This is a genomic window from Xenorhabdus bovienii, from assembly GCF_024721015.1.
GTDB classification, from domain to species: Bacteria; Pseudomonadota; Gammaproteobacteria; order Enterobacterales; family Enterobacteriaceae; genus Xenorhabdus; species Xenorhabdus bovienii.
This window is the reverse complement of record NZ_JANAIF010000021.1, coordinates 1-16,340: the sequence shown is the minus strand read 5'-3', so window position 1 is coordinate 16,340 and position 16,340 is coordinate 1. Positions and strand designations below refer to the sequence as shown.

The following is a 16,340-nucleotide window of genomic DNA, read 5'->3' as shown; positions in this document are numbered from 1 at the left end:
ATCAAAACAAATTAAAAGTTTTACAGGTTTCTTCATTGAATTCAGGCGCAATGCCATAGTATTTCGCCCGGTCGAGGATATTCACAGCCCAACGTCGATGCGTAGCAGGCTCACACATCGTCCCCTGAGACTTGAATACAGCCTGACTGGAATTGAGGATACGCAGAGCATCCGCATAATCATGCCCATTGACCATCAACGCCCGCTGAATATATTCAATCTGCCCCGGGTGGATGGCCGTTTTCCCCACAAGGCCATGTGCAATATCCAATACCAGTTCTTTCTCAAGCAGCCGCAAATCATCGATATGCTCGCAAACAGGTGCCGTCAGGGAGAAACCCCGCGCAGCAAACACAGTCACCAGCATTTTTATCACATATCCCATCGGCCCCTCATATAAGGTGAAGTCACGCGAACGCCGCAGGGATATCACATTCATCAGATCATTACCGCCAATGCGCAGGGCGATAATACGCTCATAACAAGGATGGGTTTTAAGACTGTCCGCAAGCTGATTCATCTGCCGGGCATCAAAGACCTCTTCGGTCTCCAGTGTTGGCATCATGCTGAGATGGGTCGAACCCACAATATCCCACCAGCCAGCCAGTGAAGCACAGGTAAATTTCGGTAGAACCAGCCCATCAACGGCGCTGAGGTTAACGTTGTCTACCAGATAACGCCCCATCTCTTCATTGCGGGGGCGGATAAAAATCAGGGGGTAATGACGCTCTGTATGGGAAGAAGAGATATCAGCTCCCGCCAGTGCTTGCAGTACACAACCAAGATTTTCAATAGCGTCGGGAATATCCTGATCACTGACGGCATCCTCCAGGCAGATCACCAGAGAACGCAGACCGGGAATTTTATTATGCAGCACAATTTCTGCAATACCTTGACGAGTGGCCGGGATGTACAGCGTTGCACCAAGTTGATGCGGGGAAGGGATCGGTTTCATCAAGCTACCTTCTTAATGATAGTCACGGCGCGATATTGTCCTATCAGATCGCCGACTTCAGTAATAACGACGTTTTTCTGACGTGCCAGATGAACCAGCAGAGCAACATCAGGATCATCTTGAGATCGAACCAGTACATGTTCTGGAACGCGCCGCAATACCGCACGGGTTGCTTCTGCAATGCCCGGCTTGATGCGATTAATACTGTCGATCTGGTACGTTTCGGCAAGGGTTGAGATCACAGTTTTGCTCAATTCCAGCAAGGATATTTTTTCCTGCGGCTGCCAATCCACCACCGGTATCGCATTCAGCTCCAAGCGATCGCGACAATCAGCAACGGTATCCACCAGCAGACGACTGCATTCAAACTCACTCAGGTGATCACATTGCACACAGCCGTGCATCCCTTCTTCACGCCAGATCGAACGTGATATCAGACCCGATACCGGTGCGCCCATGATGCCAAAGGGAATGAGCCAATCATCGTCACTGGCCGCCAGCCATGAACATCCACAAGGATCAGCCAGCACCACCAGACGGGGAATGCCTGAATAGCCAGACCGACCCGCCAGAGAACGGGATAACTCAGCCGTAATTGCGCCTTTACCTGTCCAGCCATCCACAAACACCAGCCCATCCGTACCATGTTGCTGCTCAATATACGACAGCGCCGTACTGTCGATACCGCGATCCCGTATGATGCTGATGCCATAGTGATAAGATTGCTTACCCATTTTTCTGAGTGTCTGGTGCAACATCACCCCCAGAGGAACCCCTGCCCTGACCAGGCTCACCAACACTACCGGCGTATCACCAAAGCGTGATATCAACGCATTAGCGAGCATCACCACTTCAGTCGCCAAGCGAACTGCGCCCTGTTCAAGCGCCCTGTCAAATAAATCAAGATGATAAGGCGTTGGCTCTGGCTCTTGACTCAACATCTCTGAATAGTGACGAACGCCAGACTGAATAAGCTGCTCTTTGATATCAACGGGTGTCATCTCAATCTGAACGGGTTTTAGCAGAAACTGGACATCATCGGGATCATATGAACCAGAAAAAAGGGGAAAGCTATTCATTATTTACAGTTCCGAATAAAGAGGTCATCAAGGTGTTAGCAAACTGGCTGTGCTGGGGCATACCGAACCAATTGCACAGTTTCATGAAACGGTGGTCACTCAGGCTATCCCCCAGACCAATAATAGGAAAAACGCCTCTCTCAGTACGAAGCTTTGTCAAAAGGTGACGGGTTGCCAATCCCTTGTCAACGCACTTTGGCAACAAAGTCAGGTTGTTATTATTTTGATGAAGATAAAAACCACCAGAATCAAAAATATCAGCCATTTCTTGGGTAATATTTTCAGCAAGCACATCAAGCTCTTCCAGCCGATTACAGTCTCTGTGCTTAATAACCAGATAGACGGGAACATCGCCATATTCATAATCAATACGCGCCCATGCTTCCATACCATGAGCAGCGATCAAGCGATGACTCAAGTGCTCCAGTTCCCGAAACTGATCACGGTAAGGCGTCAGTGCTGCCAGAATATGTGCCTGCCATTCCTGATCCACCGTGCTTTCTGGTGTCAAGATCACTGCGCCATGTGTCGCAATCCGCCATGAATTAAAAGGGATTTTCACCCGGCTAAGTTGCTCTGTATTTCTGGCCGTCACAGGGATAACCTCCGCATAAGCCAGCAACCAGTCAATCAACATTGACTGCTCTTCGGTCATGTAGCTGCAAGGAGAATATTCTCGATCCAATGCGCCCACACGACAAGACTCAATACCCGGTGCTTTCTTTATCTTCCGACGCGTTTGAAATAACGTGTCATCAAGATCAGTCAAAAAAACGGGCTTAATCATAGGAGACAATCTCGACAATCGGGGAAACACGGGCAAGTTGCGTCATCAGTGCCGGATCGACGGCGGTTTTAGGCGTTTCAAGGCAGAGCAGTATGCGATCAAATTGCTGGTGCGCCACATTGTAGAGAAAATTCGGGATGCCCAATCCGTAATTATCCGTAAAAGACATCACTGACTGAATAGCATGACCGCAGGAAATGGGGGAGCGGGTTGTGGAACCAAATTTCACCTGTGCACCTTCCTGCTCCAACCGTTCAGCCAGCAAGAATGGCTGCCAGACAAACTCACTGGAACCCAGCACCAGCACTTTTTCACCCGCTATAGCATGAATTTCCGTGCCGATATCACACTGAATGTCATCCAATCCGAGCCGTCCCCAACTCTGCTTACCAATAATGCTGACATCTCCCCGCGCCGTGACATTGACTTGCGGCATGACGGGGATCGGGGCGGAAATATCCGCATCCCAATGCCAGTTTCCCTCGATCAAAGACACCGTAGAGACTGGCAGCGGACAACGTTCTATAACAGATTTACCACTCCAATCCGTTAACGTCACAGTAACGATATGTTCAATCTGATTAAGGCCGGCCTGACTCAGTGCATTGAGTAGATTGAGGAAAGTATTTCCCGTGGTCGCTTCATCATCGATCAAAACAAGGGTACGGGCATCAACCACCCGTTGGCGCAATCTGTTTTCTTCCGGCCAGTAAATCAGGTGATCCGTGGCATGACTGTGATTTTCCTTAAATTCACACAGCAAGTCCCCCTCAACGGGGTGGCGTGTCGACGTCAGAAATACCGGAGCTTCAACCTTTTCCCGGGTTTCTTGAAAAACCCCTGCTGCCAGCCCAACTGCCGTTTCAGCCATACCGATATACAGCACAGGGCCGGGAAGATGGGTCGGAAACTGTTCAGATAACTGCCGGTAAACCGAGCGCATGATCGATGGGCTGACCGGAATGTGGCGTCCCAATACCTTGCTGACAAATAAAAATGCCCTTTTGGGGTTACGGCGCTCAGCAATATCAAACAGAGTTTCCAGAGACGCTGTGCCACGGGCTGCCGTTACAGTCAACGTCCCGCTGTTCAACTTCCATTTGGAAACCTGGCCTTGATAACTCTGAGTATCATTAAATGCTGTCATAGGGAGCCTTTTAAAAAATTTCAACCAGCCTGGGATGACTGATGGAAGACGATAACAATCCGTTCATAAACCAAATTTTATCATTCACGCGGAAACCATTGCTAAATTGCCGCTAGTCAAAATGGTCACTTTCAACATCCTTTCCAGCTCAGGCGAAATATGCGCCGCAGTCTAGAACCGGGGGCAAGTACGTGTCAATCATAATATGATTTTTTAGCACAAAATTTGTTTGACTTTTGGGCTTGGAAAAGAAATCATAAAAAAAGAAATCAGATTGTTTTCTATCATGGACTTAACCACAAGACATGCTGTTTATAGGAATCATAATATGACAGGATTTCGCCACATTTCTGTCATATTATGATTTTTTCCATAAGTGGAATTACCACGATTCACCGACAAAAAAAGAGGTGTTATTAATGGTTTCGTTAAACAAAAATCAGTCAGTTTCGCTCGCCAAGCAGAGCTCTTCACTGGCTAAAGTTGATTTTGGCCTAGGGTGGGATCCAGTTTCCAAGAACAAAGGCTTTATGGCTCGTATGTTCGGCGGTGGCAGTGACGAAATTGATCTGGATGCAAGCTGCATACTGCTCGATAACGCTGGCAAGACTATCGACACGGTGTGGTTCGGCCAACTGGACTCACTATGTGGTTCCGTGGCACACAGTGGCGATAACAGGACGGGTGAAGGTGACGGGGATGATGAAGTCATCAGCGTCGATCTCGTCAATCTTCCTGCCAATATCGAATACTTGGTTTTTACCGTTAACAGTTTCCGCGGCCAAACCTTCAATGATGTTGAAAATGCCTTCTGCCGTGTCGTTGACCAAAGCGGCAAAGAGCTGGCTCGCTACCAGCTAAACGAGCAGGGTGCCCATACCGGCGTTATCATCTCTTCCCTGCGCCGCAATAAGGGTCAATGGGATTTCACGGCACATGGTGCCGCTTGCCGTGGGCGTACCATTGAGGATATGTATCCTCAAATCGTTGAAACGGTGGTGCGCTAATGAACCTGACACCGGGGGGAAATGCCCCCGTATCCAACCAGACTCTCACTGTGAGAGTCCTTTCAGGCACGGCAGTAGATGTATCCGCCTTCTGCCTGTATGCCGATGGCAAAGTTCAGGGCGATCCCGACATGGTGTTTTACGGCCAGCCGGTCAATGATGACAACACCATCCGTCTGGCAGGGGGCAACGTTAATACTTCGTTCTTTGTTAACTTGCCAGCCCTGCGTCAAGATGTCCAAAAAGTGGCGTTTACGGCGACCTGCGACGGCAACCAGACCATTTCCAGCCTGCGGACTCTTTCTATTCAGGTAGAACTAAACGGAAGCACAGTTCTACAGGGCAGTGTTGACGTTCAGGGTCGGACAGAATCCGCTCTGATCCTCGGTGAATTGTATCGCCGCAACAGTGAATGGAAATTCCGCTTTATTGCCCAGGGTTTTAATGGTGGCCTTAAACCACTGGCGGAACATTTTGGTGTGAATATCGTTGATGATGCGCCAGCCAAAACGCCTGCGCCACCTCCAGTTCCTGCTCCAGCTCCCGCACCAAATAGCGTTAATTTAAGCAAGGTTTCTCTCACCAAAGAAAAACCGGCGATTAGCCTGAGCAAACGTGACAATTTCGGTGAAATTCGCGTCAATCTGAACTGGAATCAGGCAGCGTCCCCGGCAAAAAAAGGGGTATTGCAGGGTATATTCAGCGCCAACAAAGGCGTGGATCTGGATCTCGGCGCATTCATTCGGCTGCATGACGGAGAACGTTATGTCGTTCAGGCGATAGGCAAAAGCTTTGGGGATTATCATCGGGAACCCTACGTAAAATTGCAGGGTGATGATCGAACCGGTGCCGTCCGTGATGGTGAATGGCTCCACATTAATGGCCTCGAATGGAAAAACATCAATGAAGTGTTGGTTTATGCCTTGATCTACGAAGGCGTTCCCAGTTGGGACAATACAGACGGCGTGGTCACAATCCATATCAGTGGCCAAGCCCCTATCGAAACCCGCATGACAGAAGGCAACAACCAGAAACGTATGTGTGCGGTCGGTCGCCTTGTCAATGAAAACGGTGCAATCAAAGTAGAACGCATCAATCAGTATTTCAGCGGGCATAAGGAGATGGACCGAGCATTCGGTTGGGGCTTTCGCTGGGTCGCAGGCAGTAAATAACCCTTCACATTTTAGACAATCGGAGAGAACTATGTCCTTTTTAAACAAAATCAAGACGGCTTTCAGCGCGGGCCGTGAAGAGCTGACCAATCAAGTCGGCCGCTTCAAGAATCGCAAGTTCATGGAAGGCACCGTAGCCGTGTGTGCGCACATTGCGATGGCAAGCAACGGCGTCAGCTCAGAAGAAAAACAGAAAATGGTGGGGTTCATCAAAAACTCCCCTGAACTGAAAGTCTTCGATACCACTGAAATTATCGAATTCTTCAACAAGCTGGTCAGCAGCTATGAATTTGATGCTGACATTGGCAAAGGTGAAGCCATGAAATTCATCATGGTGCTGAAACCGCAGCCGGAAGCGGCACAGCTTGCCTTGCGCGTAGGTATTGCCGTCGCCAAAAGTGATGGCGATTTTGATAACGACGAAAAAACGGCTGCCCGTGAAATTTGTACAACTCTGGGCTTTACACCCGCAGATTTCGAACTGTAATCGCAGATAACTTTAAGAGGCTCACTTCATGGTATCCACGCACATAGGTTTTCCGATGGAAACCGTTGCTGTATTCATTATTCTGTCGGTTGGTGCGCTCTTTCTCGACCTCTTTATGCATCGTCATGATAAGCCGATTTCGCTGCGCAGCGCTGCTCTCTGGTCCGTCTTCTGGATCGCTATTGCCTTTGTTTTCGCCGGATTCCTGTTTGTTCATCACGGGGCTGAAACCGCGAGCCTGTTTGTTACCGGTTATGCACTGGAAAAAGTGCTGTCTGTCGATAACCTGTTTGTCATCATGGCGATTTTCTCCTGGTTCGCCGTTCCTGATCGCTACCGCCATCGTGTCCTTTACTGGGGCATTATCGGTGCAATCGTCTTCCGTGGCATCTTTGTCGCCATCGGAACGAGCCTGCTGATGCTCGGCCCTTGGGTCGAAATGGTTTTTGCCATCATCGTGGGCTGGACTGCGGTCATGATGCTGAAAAGCGGTGATGATAGCGATGGAATCGAGGATTATTCACAGCACCTTGCCTACCGTCTGGTGAAGCGCTTTTTCCCTATTTGGCCAAAACTGCTCGGCCACGCTTTCATGTTGAATCAAAAGGAAGTGAATGCCGAACTTGCCAAACCGGAAAACGCAGATGTGAAAGTGGGTCGTACGGGCAAAGCAGCGCTTTATGCCACACCACTGATGCTATGTCTGGCGGTGGTGGAGCTGTCAGATGTGATGTTTGCCTTTGACTCTGTACCTGCGGTTATTGCTGTCAGCCGGGAGCCTTTAATCGTTTACAGTGCCATGATGTTTGCTATCTTAGGCCTGCGTACGCTTTACTTCGTGCTTGAAGCACTGAAAAAGTATCTGGTTCACTTGGAAAAAGCGGTTATCGTCCTGCTGTTCTTTATTGCCATCAAACTCGGCCTGAACGCATCTGAACATATGTTCCACCACGGTTATTCAATTTCGGCGACAACCAGCTTGTTCGTGGTGATTGGGGTACTGACTGTCGGCATTATTACCAGCCTGCTGTTTCCCCAAAAAGAAGAAAATGAAAGTTAAATCCGGTAAGTAAAATTAATACGATTAATCAATATACCCAATAGATTTCAAGTTGCAGCCCACAAAGCAGCAACTTAAAAGATGAAGGGTATGCGACTTAATAAGTGAGGAAATAATAATGGGTGTATCTCTTTCTAAAGGCGGTAACGTTTCTCTGAGCAAGGAAGCGCCAACGATGAAAAATGTTCTGATCGGTCTTGGCTGGGATGCCCGTGCCACCGATGGACAAGATTTTGACCTTGATGCTTCTGCATTTCTGCTGTCAGCAAACGGCAAAGTACGCGGTGATGCCGATTTCATTTTCTACAACAACCTGAAATCTGCTGATGGTTCCATCATGCACACTGGCGACAACCGTACCGGTGAGGGAGATGGCGATGATGAATCACTGAAAATCAAACTGGATCAGGTACCGGCCGATGTGGAAAAAGTTGTGTTTGTTGTGACTATCCATGACGCACAAACCCGTCATCAGAGCTTCGGGCAAGTTTCCGGTGCCTTCATCCGATTGGTTAACGATGATACTCAGGTTGAAGTTGCCCGCTACGACCTGACTGAAGATGCTTCAACGGAAACAGCCATGCTGTTTGGTGAGCTGTATCGCCACAATACAGAGTGGAAATTCCGTGCTGTTGGTCAAGGTTATGCGGGTGGTCTGGCATCTGTTTGTGCTCAGTATGGCATTAACGCTTCCTGATCATTCAGCCATCACTTAATTCATGATTGGGCAGGCGCGCCTGCCCGATACCTTAAAATACTATTTGGAGAATAAAAATGGGTGTATCTCTGGTTAAAGGCGGCAATGTATCACTGACAAAAGAAGCCCCTGCGATGAATATTGCGCTGGTGGGTCTTGGCTGGGATATGCGTGCCACTGACGGAGCGGCATTCGATCTTGATGCCTCAGTTTTCATGGTTGGGGAAGATGGCAAAGTTCTGTCAGACGGCCACTTTGTCTTCTTCAACAATAAAGTCAGCCCTTGTGGCTCAGTCAGCCATCAAGGGGATAACCGTACGGGTGAAGGCGCCGGCGATGACGAGCAGATTAAAATCGATCTGGCAAAAGTGCCTGCTGACGTGAAAAAAGTGGTGTTTGCAGTCACTATTTATGACGCAGACAACAATAAACAGAATTTCGGGATGGTAAGCAACAGCTTTATCCGCGTAGTCAACAACGACAACGATCAGGAAATTGCCCGTTTCGACCTGTCTGAAGATGCGTCAACAGAAACAGCTATGATTTTCGGTGAACTGTATCGCCACAATACAGAATGGAAATTCAAAGCCGTAGGTCAGGGTTTTGCCGGTGGCTTGTCTGCCCTTGCTATCCAGCACGGTATAACAATTTAATATAGTTACACCATGATGAAAAAACCCTGCTTGGTAATATCGGCAGGGCTTTTTATCAAGTTATGGCTGATAGACATGATTATTCAAAGACAATTTTCAGGACAGCTCTGAACCAGAAAATTCATCGGCAGTTAACAGTTTGGGACTAAATGTAACCCCTTTTCTCTTCCCTCTTGCTCTCCAAATTCCATCAAAACGACCTGCGTTACTCGCGGTATATCTGACTGTATGGCGAATATTGCGATGACCTAAATAGTCCTGAATCAATCGTGTATCGACGCCATTATCCGCTAACGCATAACCACACGAATGACGCAACATGTGCGGATTCGCGCAAATCGCAATTTCTGCTTTAATACTTGTGTTCCTAATAATTTTATAGCATTGCTGACGCGATAACGGCTCTCCGGTACGGGAAATAAAGCTATCGTTTTCTGATTATTTATCGTTATCAATCGGTTTTAATCTCGATACGAAATGACGCAATACAGGCGGCTCATAAGTAAACGTTAATCCCTTGATTTGTGTGGCACGCTGTTTTAAGGCGATAAAAGCTTCCACAATATAATCCATATGATCATTGGTATAAACACGACGGGGAATAGCCAGTCTCATGAGTTCCATCGGTGAGGGTTTTTGTTGCCCGGTTTGTGGATCTCGACCCAATAATAGAGAACCAATTTCCACGCTTCTGATCCCTGCTTCCAGATATAATTCATTATTCAGTGCGTGAGCGGGGAATTGATCGCTGGGAATATGAGGCAGGAGCAATTTGGCATCAACAAAGACGGCATGACCACCAATAGGGTACTGTACAGGAATACCAGCTTCCCGTAATTTTTCGCCCAAATACTTTACTTGATTAATACGGTAAGATAGGAAATCTTCATCCATTCCTTCCTCAAGCCCAATCGCCAGCGCCGCCATATCACGGCCAGCAAGCCCGCCATAAGTTACAAACCCTTCCATAGGAACACAGCGAATACGTACTTCGTTAAACAACGCTTCATCATCACGGAAACAACAAAGACCCCCAATATTTACCATAGGATCTTTTTTCGCTGACATAGTGAGCATATCGCCATATTGATACATTTCCTTGACGATTTCTTTGATGGATTTATTTTCGTAACCTTTCTCCCTCTGTTTAATAAACCAGGCGTTCTCACAAAAACGAGCTGAATCAATTACGACAGGGATATCATGCTGTTTCGCAATATCATATACGGCCTTCATGTTAGCGAGAGAAACTGGCTGCCCTCCCGTGCTATTACAAGTGACAGTAGTAATGATAGCGACAATATTATCCGCCCCATGTTCCTTGATGGTATTCTTGAGCGCATCAAGATCAAAATTACCTTTCCAGTCATAATAGGTTGTTGTATCAAACGCTTTCGGGGTAACAATATTGATAGCACATGCACCATTTAATTCCACATGTGCTGCTGTCGTATCAAAATGGAAATTAGAAATAAACATCGGCTTTTCAGCACCGCCTTTGGCTTTTTTGTTGGCGATCAGAGCGGGAAATAAAATCTGCTCAGCCCCGCGTCCCTGATGAGTGGGGATCGTATATTCGTAGCCAATCAACTCCTTGACTTTACTCTCCAGATGATAATAGTTGCGGGAACCCGCATAAGCTTCATCCCCCATCATCATACCTGCCCACTGGCGATCACTCATCGAACCCGTACCAGAATCAGTCAGCAGATCAATGTAAACCATATCTGAAGGCAGCAGGAATGGATTATACCCAGCCTCCTCCAATGCCGCTTCACGTTCGGCTGCGGTTGTCATGCGGATATTTTCTACCATTTTAATACGGAAGGGTTCAGGAATTCTTTTCATTTTAATTTTCCTACTCGAAAATAAGACAATAGTTGGCCATATTGCATAATGTGAACAATGTCCTGACAATTTCCGGAGAAATATTACAGAAACCTTGTTACATCAAAGTGCAATGTTTAAAGAAAATCTCTATAAAAAAAGAGAGAATTGATTAGATAGGAAAAGGATTTAAAATATGATAATGAATATTAGAATAAGCTTGAAAAGACCTTCTAAATAACACCAACTGACAACTCATATATTAACCTAAAACTAATTAATCTATACAACATGTACTTATACAACAATGACATTCCCCTGTCTATAATGCTCTTAAAAACAATGACATATAAGAATTATTTTGAATAAAAATAAACCTGTTTTTAAAATATAGTATTAATAATAATTATACCTTTTATAAAAAATAATAAATAAAAACGCCATCATCACATTCAATCACAATGAAAAAATACATTTTTCTAAAAAATTTAAAAAATACCAATTCACAATAAAAAGAATAAAAAATTGAACTAATGAAAAAATTCATTTTATTTATTTTTATTTCACTGAGACATTATCTAGGTAATTTCAGCCTATTGGGTCTTTAATAGCTTTTTCCTCTATTTTTATTTTTTAACTCAGCCAAGTATGTCGGCATGGATAAATATCCAGTGATTTTTTGCGAGTTGCTTCGCAAAGACCAACATTATCGATAGCATATCGTTCATCTAAGCGCTAGTGTGTAGATATTGAATTAATCAACAAATGCGGTACAAATCAAACACGCATGAATTTGAAAACACGTATGAATTCGCAGTGCAGTATCGGCGAAGTACTGATAAAGTATCGCAATATGCCTAAATAACACAAGGAACGTACAAATGAGCCTCCATGTTTCATTTCGCCATACTGATATTCCCGAATTAATGCTTAATGGCAGCACACTCAGCGATGCTGGATTTAGTGCGGATGCGTTATTTCATATCTCACAATTTTCCAATGAGATAATTATCTCTCTCGTTGATCCTGATGTTGATCTTGTCAGTTTGATCCATGAAGTGGAAGATCATGCAGATCAAGGTATCGACAACATTCGTGAAAACGGTGAGCTTTATATTGCTGGTGATTGGCTGACGAGCAGTCAGTTAGTGGAGCAGCCCATCAATATTGAAGTGGCACCTGGCAAGATTATTCTTAAACCCAAATTGACGGAATCGTTAGATTAAGAACCCATGTCCATTAATAAGCCGGAAATATCCTTAATATTCTTTCCGGCTATTCATACTCACAGCTCTTTAGCACCATTCAAAATCATTCAGGCAATCTACTTTCCACCCGCCAGATCGATGAAATTTCCCGTCACGTACGATGCCTCAGCAGCCACGCAATAGCTTGCGCGACTTCTTCCGGCTGTCCGCCCCGTTTCATGGGCAAAGAATCTTTGATTCGCTCAATCCGATCAGGTTCCCCTCCATCTGCATGCATGCCGGTATAGATGAACCCAGGACGAACTGCATTCACCCTAATTCCTTGTGCTGCGACTTCTTGAGCCAACCCAATTGTCAACGTATCAACAGCCCCTTTCGATGCCGCATAATCTATATATTCATGAGGAGAACCCAATCTTGCAGCCGCCGATGAAACATTCACAATCGTTCCCCCTCGCCCACCATGACGAAAAGCCATTCTTTTTACCGCTTCACGGGCACAGAGAAAATAGCCTGTTACATTGGTCGCGAAAATTGTATTTAACCGTTCTGCCGTTAACTGTTCGATGGTCGCCTGAGGTTTTAAGACCCCAGCATTGTTCACTAACCCGGAAATATAACCCAATTCTTTTTCCGTCCGTTGGAACAGCGCCATGATCTGCTTTTCATCAGTCACATCCACCCGCACTGCCATAGCCGACTGACCGAAGCCACGCAGAATATCCACGACTTCATCAGCCTCATCTTCGCGGCTGCGATAACCAATACAGACATGGTGCCCCTGTTGTGCCAGACAAAGCGCCGTTGCCTTACCGATACCACGGGAGCCACCCGTAATGATGGTGACTTTTTGCATATGCTATTCTCCTCTTCAGCTTCTGCTGACCCAGCATAATGTCTCTATAAAAGCCAAGATTACACGTATAGAGCTGTTCCAGGATATAGGTATACTCTGCATTATTAACTAATTAATAATAAATATATAAATATATAAATATATAAATACCAATATTCCCATTATCGTCAAAGAAACTCTATATTATTTTATTTTTTATAATAGCCATAGACGCTATAATTAATAACATTTACTGGATTAGACCAATAATTCCAATTTTATTTAATTATATCTGTAAGTTTACTCTCCATGAATCAAAATAAATAAACAAATTAAACTATTTTTATATAAAACAATACCAATATCTCATCAATTAAGTTACATATAAAAACCATTACTTAATGTTAATAAATAAATTCGCGACATATACCCACAAATATATAAAAAATGTCAGAATAAAAAATAAATCAATTGATTAAATTTCATTACATTAGAAAAACAAAATAGTCAATTCCGTATTAATGTGAAATATGTGAACCACACCAAGAAAAAAAATAATAATGACAATTAAATAATTAACAATGCATCTAAAGTCATCTATCTTGCAAAACGGTACTACACACAAATGTATTTATTGAGAATAAAAAAATGAAGAAATTATCTAATGTGACATTAGTGAAGAGAGATTAACGGATGGGATCTCTGTTTTGTTTATTGTGAAGGTAAAAATATGGCAAAAGACCGGGCATCCGCTTTATCGGGTTCTATTTATTTTAGAGACAGAGTACAGCAGCGAATAGTTTCTAACATATTGCTGACGAAAGTTGAGCGTGGTGGGAACAAGATACTCGCCCACGTAATGACAATATTTGCCATTCATGAAAATATTTGCGGTCAGGACAATAAGTTATTGGTCAGTGGTACTACGCAGGACATCATCGAATACCAAGATAATGTTGCCTTATTTAAGGAACGTCTCTGTATTTGTACACCAGACATCATTACTGACTCAATTGTATATCCAATTTAAATATCAGGCCCATACAATCAAGTGAGGACTAAGATGGATTTTTTACCCTTGTCGGGCATTGTTGTTATTGATTTAACATGGCATCGAGCGGGTCCAGTGACATCCCGATTACTGGGTAACTGGGGAGCTGAAATTATCAAAATTGAGGCACCTACCGATCAAGGTGACAGTATGGGAGGTTCCCGTGAAGGATTTGACTATCAAAACCTTCACCGAAATAAAAAAAGCTTATCAGTCAATCTGAAAACAGAGCAAGGTCAGCAGATTCTCCAGCGTTTGGTTCGCAAAGCGGATGTCGTGCTGGAATGAACCTCGCACAAGCAGTACTACTCGCACTCTATCACCGAGAAAAAATAGGTGAAGGGCAGTGGGTATACACATTTCTTCTTGAATCAACATTGGCGATTATGGACTTTCAAGTCGCTCGCTGGCTTGCGGATGGAAAAACACCTGAATTGATGGGAAACGACCACCCTACGTTAATGCCTACTGGGATCGTAAAAACTAAAGATGGTGAGATAAATATCGCAGCCGCAGAAGATGATAAGTTTAAAATACTATGCCATCTTATTGATATACCGATTATTTATTCAAATTCTCAATACTCAGATATCCACAGTCGCTCAATACACAGAAAACAGCTCATGAGCGAAATTGAAGCCGCGACGATCAAGTATGAGAGTAAGCAACTGATACAAATGTTAAATGCGGGTGGAATACCAAGCGGTTATGTTTATGACATTGCACAAGCGATGTCCGATCCACAAATGAACTACTTGAACATGAAGTGTCCTATTAATCACCCATACTTAGGTAATTTGACATTGGTAGGTCAACCCATGCACTTAAGTGCTTTCCCTGACTTTGATGCTGTTCGCACTCCAGCTCCCGAACACGGCCAACACACAGGTAATCTATTAAAAAATTACCTTGGTTTTAATGACGACGAAATTGCGTCATTTCGTGAGATGCAAGTGATCTAAAAACAGTGAGAAAAAGCCGCTTCTATTAACTCATAACGTAATGGTAAGACAATGTATGCAAAGCACACAGAAGCACAAGGATTTTGGTCAGCCAGAACTCTTGTGAACCTCTTTTTACTATGGTTAGCAGGAGCTGGGATGCGTTTGACCATCCTAGCCACCCCTCCAATCATTTCTGACATACATAAGGAACTAGAGTTAACGGAAACTCAGGTTGGTGTTATTTCTGGGTTACCCGCAGTTTTGTTTGCTGGGGCTGCAATTCTGGGAGCATTACTAATTGCACGAACGGGTGCAGTGAAAACACTTATCATTGGCTTGCTGATTACCGGTTTAGGATCTGCACTTCGCGGCGCAGCAGATGATGTGATTGCGATGTACGCGACAACCATTCTAACAGGATTGGGCGTTGCTTTTATGCAGCCAGCCCTACCTTCTATCGTGAAGGATTGGTTTCCAAAACACGTTGTGTTTGCAACGGCTATCTACATCAATGGTCTTCTCCTTGGGGGCGAAGTTATCCCGGTCTCTGTGACAAAGTCAATTTTGCTGCCTATGTTGGGCTCTTGGCGTCTGACGTATGTGTTTTGGGCTGTGGTGTCAATCATCATCGCAATTCTTGTGTATATCGCAGCGCCTCAAACTAAAAACAAAATAGCCCCATTGATCAACAAAAGTGCCAAATGGATGCCTGACTGGAATAATCCTCTTTTATGGAAGTTGGGTCTAATGATGGGGTGTGTAAATGCAACGTATTTTGCAACCAACTTTTTTATTCCACGCTACCTGCATGAGACTAATTTTGAAGATCTCACCTCTTCTTCGTTAATCGCGTTGAATTTAGGTCAGATCCCAGCCTCTATTATTCTTATGATGGCAGGAACGACAGTCGCGAAAGCACGATACCCATACTTACTATCAGGAATAGGTTTGGTTGCTTCTTTAAGTGGCATTATGTATTTTGGCACTGAGTATATAGTTGTTTTATCAGCATTTATCGGATTTTTCTCTTCAATCGTTTTAATACTGATGCTGGGATTACCCAGCATGATCAGTGAACCACATGAAGTACATCGAACGACATCATTGATGCTGACAGTGGGTTATACCTGCGCAGTTATCACACCCGTGATTAGTGGGTTGTCATGGGATATATCCGGGAACCCAAGTTATGTATTTCTTCCTATGGCAGTGTGCTCGACCATCTTATTTATTGCAGCAATGAAAAAACCAATAGTGAATAAAGTAGAAAAAGGTTTTGGACTTACAACTATACGCAATTAACTTGAAGAGGCGGGTTTTAAAATCTGGAAGTTATCAGTCAACCGAGTGGTGAGCTCTTTCGCTTTTTCTGGCAATGTGACATGAAAAAAGTGACGCAGCGTTTCACGGAATGTTTTGGTATCCGGAAAA

16 protein-coding genes and 3 pseudogenes are annotated in these 16,340 nt (G+C 44.7%); 11 read left to right on the top strand and 8 right to left on the bottom strand.

Annotation, left to right across the window (positions count from 1 at the left end):
- Position 1: 1 nt before the first annotated feature.
- Genes NXS07_RS07765 through NXS07_RS07750 form a run of 4 tightly spaced genes read right to left on the bottom strand, consistent with a single transcriptional unit; the run spans position 2 to position 3,968 of the window.
- Complete coding sequence (locus tag NXS07_RS07765) at positions 2-955, bottom strand: HpcH/HpaI aldolase/citrate lyase family protein (RefSeq protein ID WP_038197602.1); 954 nt, start codon at positions 953-955, stop codon at positions 2-4.
- Positions 955-2,034, bottom strand: coding sequence for a cysteine protease StiP family protein (locus NXS07_RS07760; protein WP_038197601.1), 1,080 nt, complete (start codon positions 2,032-2,034; stop codon positions 955-957). The genes NXS07_RS07765 and NXS07_RS07760 overlap by 1 nt, the downstream gene beginning before the upstream one ends.
- Positions 2,027-2,821, bottom strand: coding sequence for a hypothetical protein (locus NXS07_RS07755; protein ID WP_038209679.1), 795 nt, complete (start codon positions 2,819-2,821; stop codon positions 2,027-2,029). The genes NXS07_RS07760 and NXS07_RS07755 overlap by 8 nt, the downstream gene beginning before the upstream one ends.
- The gene (locus NXS07_RS07750; protein ID WP_258086489.1) at positions 2,814-3,968 is read right to left on the bottom strand and encodes a phosphoribosyltransferase domain-containing protein; all 1,155 of its coding nucleotides are present in this window, start codon (positions 3,966-3,968) and stop codon (positions 2,814-2,816) included. Before NXS07_RS07750 ends, NXS07_RS07755 begins: the two co-directional genes overlap by 8 nt.
- A gap of 419 nt (positions 3,969-4,387) precedes the next feature.
- Here NXS07_RS07750 and NXS07_RS07745 point away from each other — a divergent pair, with 419 nt between their 5' ends.
- The 6 genes from NXS07_RS07745 to NXS07_RS07720 all read left to right on the top strand — a co-directional run bounded on the left by NXS07_RS07745 (position 4,388) and on the right by NXS07_RS07720 (position 9,044).
- Positions 4,388-4,975: a TerD family protein gene (locus NXS07_RS07745; RefSeq protein WP_038197598.1), complete on the top strand. Its 588-nt coding sequence runs from the start codon at positions 4,388-4,390 to the stop codon at positions 4,973-4,975.
- On the top strand, positions 4,975-6,147 hold the full coding sequence (locus NXS07_RS07740) for a TerD family protein (protein ID WP_258086488.1): 1,173 nt from the start codon (positions 4,975-4,977) through the stop codon (positions 6,145-6,147). Before NXS07_RS07745 ends, NXS07_RS07740 begins: the two co-directional genes overlap by 1 nt.
- A 31-nt stretch (positions 6,148-6,178) precedes the next feature.
- Complete coding sequence (locus tag NXS07_RS07735) at positions 6,179-6,634, top strand: tellurite resistance TerB family protein (RefSeq protein WP_038186251.1); 456 nt, start codon at positions 6,179-6,181, stop codon at positions 6,632-6,634.
- Between the two features lie 28 nt (positions 6,635-6,662).
- A complete protein-coding gene (locus NXS07_RS07730; protein ID WP_258086487.1) occupies positions 6,663-7,694 on the top strand; it encodes a TerC/Alx family metal homeostasis membrane protein in 1,032 nt (343 codons plus the stop codon).
- A 118-nt stretch (positions 7,695-7,812) separates the two neighbouring features.
- Positions 7,813-8,391: a TerD family protein gene (locus NXS07_RS07725; RefSeq protein ID WP_012988278.1), complete on the top strand. Its 579-nt coding sequence runs from the start codon at positions 7,813-7,815 to the stop codon at positions 8,389-8,391.
- A 77-nt stretch (positions 8,392-8,468) separates the two neighbouring features.
- Positions 8,469-9,044: a TerD family protein gene (locus tag NXS07_RS07720; RefSeq protein WP_038186255.1), complete on the top strand. Its 576-nt coding sequence runs from the start codon at positions 8,469-8,471 to the stop codon at positions 9,042-9,044.
- A 96-nt stretch (positions 9,045-9,140) separates the two neighbouring features.
- Here NXS07_RS07720 and NXS07_RS07715 read toward each other — a convergent pair.
- A pseudogene (locus tag NXS07_RS07715) lies at positions 9,141-9,467 on the bottom strand (tyrosine-type recombinase/integrase); the annotation flags it as partial.
- A 15-nt stretch (positions 9,468-9,482) separates the two neighbouring features.
- A complete protein-coding gene (gene tnaA / locus NXS07_RS07710) occupies positions 9,483-10,892 on the bottom strand; it encodes a tryptophanase (protein WP_258086486.1) in 1,410 nt (469 codons plus the stop codon).
- 860 nt (positions 10,893-11,752) lie between these two features.
- Here tnaA and NXS07_RS07705 point away from each other — a divergent pair.
- Positions 11,753-12,097, top strand: coding sequence for a SymE family type I addiction module toxin (locus NXS07_RS07705; protein ID WP_038213479.1), 345 nt, complete (start codon positions 11,753-11,755; stop codon positions 12,095-12,097).
- Between the two features lie 98 nt (positions 12,098-12,195).
- On the opposite strand, the pseudogene NXS07_RS07700 reads toward NXS07_RS07705, so the two are convergent.
- Positions 12,196-12,935, bottom strand: a pseudogene (locus NXS07_RS07700) (SDR family oxidoreductase).
- Between the two features lie 709 nt (positions 12,936-13,644).
- On the opposite strand from NXS07_RS07700, the gene NXS07_RS07695 reads away from it, so the two are divergent.
- The 4 genes from NXS07_RS07695 to NXS07_RS07680 are packed head-to-tail and all read left to right on the top strand — an operon-like array spanning position 13,645 to position 16,211.
- Complete coding sequence (locus NXS07_RS07695; RefSeq protein WP_038221781.1) at positions 13,645-13,944, top strand: hypothetical protein; 300 nt, start codon at positions 13,645-13,647, stop codon at positions 13,942-13,944.
- 33 nt (positions 13,945-13,977) lie between these two features.
- Positions 13,978-14,253 (top strand): CoA transferase, encoded by a 276-nt coding sequence (locus NXS07_RS07690; RefSeq protein ID WP_038196647.1) that lies wholly within the window; start codon positions 13,978-13,980, stop codon positions 14,251-14,253.
- Complete coding sequence (locus NXS07_RS07685) at positions 14,250-14,927, top strand: CoA transferase (RefSeq protein WP_038221778.1); 678 nt, start codon at positions 14,250-14,252, stop codon at positions 14,925-14,927. The genes NXS07_RS07690 and NXS07_RS07685 overlap by 4 nt, the downstream gene beginning before the upstream one ends.
- Before the next feature lie 51 nt (positions 14,928-14,978).
- On the top strand, positions 14,979-16,211 hold the full coding sequence (locus NXS07_RS07680) for an MFS transporter (RefSeq protein WP_258086485.1): 1,233 nt from the start codon (positions 14,979-14,981) through the stop codon (positions 16,209-16,211).
- On the opposite strand, the pseudogene NXS07_RS07675 reads toward NXS07_RS07680, so the two are convergent.
- Positions 16,208-16,340: pseudogene (locus tag NXS07_RS07675) on the bottom strand (IS630 family transposase); the annotation flags it as partial. The gene NXS07_RS07680 and the pseudogene NXS07_RS07675 overlap by 4 nt on opposite strands.

Excerpts from the sequence above, each read along its gene's own strand:
- NXS07_RS07765 (WP_038197602.1), bottom strand. The coding sequence starts at position 955 with ATGAAACCGATCCCTTCCCCGCATCAACTTGGTGCAACGCTGTACATC.
- NXS07_RS07760 (WP_038197601.1), bottom strand. The coding sequence starts at position 2,034 with ATGAATAGCTTTCCCCTTTTTTCTGGTTCATATGATCCCGATGATGTC.
- NXS07_RS07755 (WP_038209679.1), bottom strand. The coding sequence starts at position 2,821 with ATGATTAAGCCCGTTTTTTTGACTGATCTTGATGACACGTTATTTCAA.
- NXS07_RS07750 (WP_258086489.1), bottom strand. The coding sequence starts at position 3,968 with ATGACAGCATTTAATGATACTCAGAGTTATCAAGGCCAGGTTTCCAAA.
- NXS07_RS07745 (WP_038197598.1), top strand. The coding sequence starts at position 4,388 with ATGGTTTCGTTAAACAAAAATCAGTCAGTTTCGCTCGCCAAGCAGAGC.
- NXS07_RS07740 (WP_258086488.1), top strand. The coding sequence starts at position 4,975 with ATGAACCTGACACCGGGGGGAAATGCCCCCGTATCCAACCAGACTCTC.
- NXS07_RS07735 (WP_038186251.1), top strand. The coding sequence starts at position 6,179 with ATGTCCTTTTTAAACAAAATCAAGACGGCTTTCAGCGCGGGCCGTGAA.
- NXS07_RS07730 (WP_258086487.1), top strand. The coding sequence starts at position 6,663 with ATGGTATCCACGCACATAGGTTTTCCGATGGAAACCGTTGCTGTATTC.
- NXS07_RS07725 (WP_012988278.1), top strand. The coding sequence starts at position 7,813 with ATGGGTGTATCTCTTTCTAAAGGCGGTAACGTTTCTCTGAGCAAGGAA.
- NXS07_RS07720 (WP_038186255.1), top strand. The coding sequence starts at position 8,469 with ATGGGTGTATCTCTGGTTAAAGGCGGCAATGTATCACTGACAAAAGAA.
- tnaA (WP_258086486.1), bottom strand. The coding sequence starts at position 10,892 with ATGAAAAGAATTCCTGAACCCTTCCGTATTAAAATGGTAGAAAATATC.
- NXS07_RS07705 (WP_038213479.1), top strand. The coding sequence starts at position 11,753 with ATGAGCCTCCATGTTTCATTTCGCCATACTGATATTCCCGAATTAATG.
- NXS07_RS07695 (WP_038221781.1), top strand. The coding sequence starts at position 13,645 with ATGGCAAAAGACCGGGCATCCGCTTTATCGGGTTCTATTTATTTTAGA.
- NXS07_RS07690 (WP_038196647.1), top strand. The coding sequence starts at position 13,978 with ATGGATTTTTTACCCTTGTCGGGCATTGTTGTTATTGATTTAACATGG.
- NXS07_RS07685 (WP_038221778.1), top strand. The coding sequence starts at position 14,250 with ATGAACCTCGCACAAGCAGTACTACTCGCACTCTATCACCGAGAAAAA.
- NXS07_RS07680 (WP_258086485.1), top strand. The coding sequence starts at position 14,979 with ATGTATGCAAAGCACACAGAAGCACAAGGATTTTGGTCAGCCAGAACT.